Genomic DNA, 1610 nt, shown 5'->3' with positions numbered 1-1610 from the left:
TAATCGGTCCAATATGGCTGTTGTAATCCCTTGGTCTCCCATTAATTCACCCCATTCTTCGGGGCCCTTATTGGAGGTAAGAATAATAGAACTACGTTCATAAAGATGGTTAACCAGGTGGAAAAATAGATTTGCTTCCCTCTGATCCATTGCCATGTACATTAAATCATCAATAATCACCAAATCCGATTCTTTTATTCTTTTTAACCGCAATTTTGATTTTGTAATATATTCTTCCGTTTTTAATAAGTGTATGAGTTCACCCATTGTTGAAAATGCTACTTTAAATCCCTTTTGAATGGCTTCAACTCCTAATCCAATTGAAATATGGGTTTTCCCTGAGCCTGGGGGTCCCAATAAAATTAGATTGTATTGTTGTTCCAGCCAATTTAATTCACTTAATTGATTTAATTGGCGTGTGCTAAGCGATATTTGTTCTTCTACATTAAACTCATCAAGTGTTTTAAAATATGGAAAGCTAGCCCACTTTAATCTCTTTTGAATCCCTTTTTCTTCGCGTTTCTTCATTTCATGCATAAGAAGTTCATGTAAAAACTCTTGATAAGTCCACGATGATTTCTCTGCGTGTCGTAGTAATATTGGCAGCTCTTCAGCGGTTTCCACCATCCGAAGATGGCGGAATTGTTCTTGTAATAGTTGTACAGTGCTAGTCATTATGAAACACCTCTCATAATTTTCGTGTAATATTCTATATCCCTTGTTACTGCTGTAGCGGTTGTTGCGGGGCTATTTCTTTTAGCTTCGAGAGAAGCAGGGGATTCTACATCTTTTTCTTCCTTTAATCGGGTCAAATGCTGTGCAATATCACGTAAATCGTTTGCACTCCATAGCTGTTCTTTTAGGCAAACCGCCAGGGCTTCCTCTATTTGAGGGCGAAAATGAGTAATGGCATATTGAATGACTTGGAACTGATCTCTTACATACCTTGGATACTGCCGGGTTACTTCATTGACAAATTTTAAAGCCTTTTCTTGATCTTTGAATTGACGAACAATAGTCTCTTTATATGCTTGAATTCCTTTCGAGCGATCTCTGGTGTGTTGACGGTTCTTTATCAACTCACCTTTCCCATGACATATCGGATGCTTTGCTAGTATTTCGCCTTGAAGGTCTGCTCGAATAATGAGTTCCTCGCCCTGGGTTTCTATGTAAACCGTATTATCACCTCTTGGACGATAAGTTCCTAAAGGAACCGAATAACGATTAGATTGATATCTGATAATATTGTCCTTATGAACAGTTCTTGTTATACTATTTACAAGGTTGCTTTCGAAAGAAAGCAGGGAGGAGACTGGCGTTAAGTGTTGCTTTTCGAGGGCGTGCACTTCTACTGGTCTCTTTTTTGTTGTGTGATGTACATTGTAATTTCCTGTCCTCTTCAACCATGCTAAACATTTTTCATTCCAGGATTCTAGATTTGGAAATACTCTGTGTTTTGCAAAGTTCCTTTTTACATATTTCACTACATTTTCTACCTTCCCTTTACTTTGGGGATCTGCCTTTCTACAGAGGTAAATTCGGAACCCTCGTTCCTGCTTATATGCTTGAAATTCCCCTGTTAAAATTATATCTCCGGCATTTTCACTAAC

2 protein-coding genes are annotated in these 1610 nt (G+C 38.1%); both read right to left on the bottom strand.

The window, feature by feature from the left end; all coding sequences use genetic code 11:
- On the bottom strand, positions 1–675 hold a 675-nt coding region (gene istB / locus ACTNDN_RS24830), incomplete at its 3' end, for an IS21-like element helper ATPase IstB (protein ID WP_251630159.1).
- On the bottom strand, positions 675–1610 hold a 936-nt coding region (locus tag ACTNDN_RS24825; RefSeq protein ID WP_441132565.1), incomplete at its 5' end, for a Mu transposase domain-containing protein. The genes istB and ACTNDN_RS24825, both read right to left, overlap by 1 nt.

The organism is Niallia sp. HCP3S3_B10, assembly GCF_052064465.1.
Lineage (GTDB): Bacteria > Bacillota > Bacilli > Bacillales > Cytobacillaceae > Niallia > Niallia hominis.
This window is presented reverse-complemented; position numbering and strand designations above follow the sequence as displayed.